This window comes from Mesorhizobium sp. M7D.F.Ca.US.004.03.1.1 (assembly GCF_003998635.1).
Taxonomy (GTDB): domain Bacteria; phylum Pseudomonadota; class Alphaproteobacteria; order Rhizobiales; family Rhizobiaceae; genus Mesorhizobium; species Mesorhizobium loti.
Genome location: NZ_RZQG01001630.1, coordinates 1 through 644, shown reverse-complemented (window position 1 = coordinate 644; position 644 = coordinate 1). Strand labels below are relative to the sequence as shown.

Here is a 644-nt window from a genome sequence, read left to right as displayed (position 1 = left end):
GTCGTATTCCCAGGCTTTGTGAACGCCCATCACCATCAGGGTATAACGCCCTTTCAGCTCGGTTCGCCGGATCTTCCGCTGGAACTCTGGATCAACCGGCGGACCGGCGGGAAGGCTGTCCCGCTGTACCTCGACACGATGTACTCGGCATTCGAGATGGTGCGGTCTGGTGTGACTACGGTGCAGCATTTGCAGGGTCGCCTTCTTGGCCCGGTGGAGAATATCTATGCCGACTCCAATGAAATCCTGCGCGCTTATGACGATATCGGAATGCGCGTCTCGTACTCGTTTGGCGTCCGCGATCAGAACCGCTTGGTCTATGAGGACGACGAAATATTCGCATCGCGGCTTCCACAGGCGTTGAAACCGAAAGCAACGGCCCACGTCAAGAAGCAGGCCATCCGGCTGGAAGACAATTTCGAGCTGTTTGGCACCCTTCGACAAGACGCGAAGGGTCACAAGACCAGAGCGATTCAGATGGCTCCGGTCAATTTGCAATGGTGTTCGGACCGAGCCCTCGAACTCGTTGGACAATGCTCAGCAGACGCCAATGTGCCGATGCATATGCATCTTCTGGAAACGAGATATCAAGAGTACTACGCGCGGCAAAGAACGCGCCGTGGTTCTATCGTTCAGTTTCTTAA

At 55.3% G+C, this 644-nt stretch carries 1 protein-coding gene; it reads left to right on the top strand.

All coding sequences use genetic code 11. The features are described from left to right. The coding region (locus EN935_RS39170) for an amidohydrolase family protein (RefSeq protein ID WP_164771884.1) at window positions 1–644 on the top strand (644 nt) is incomplete at both ends.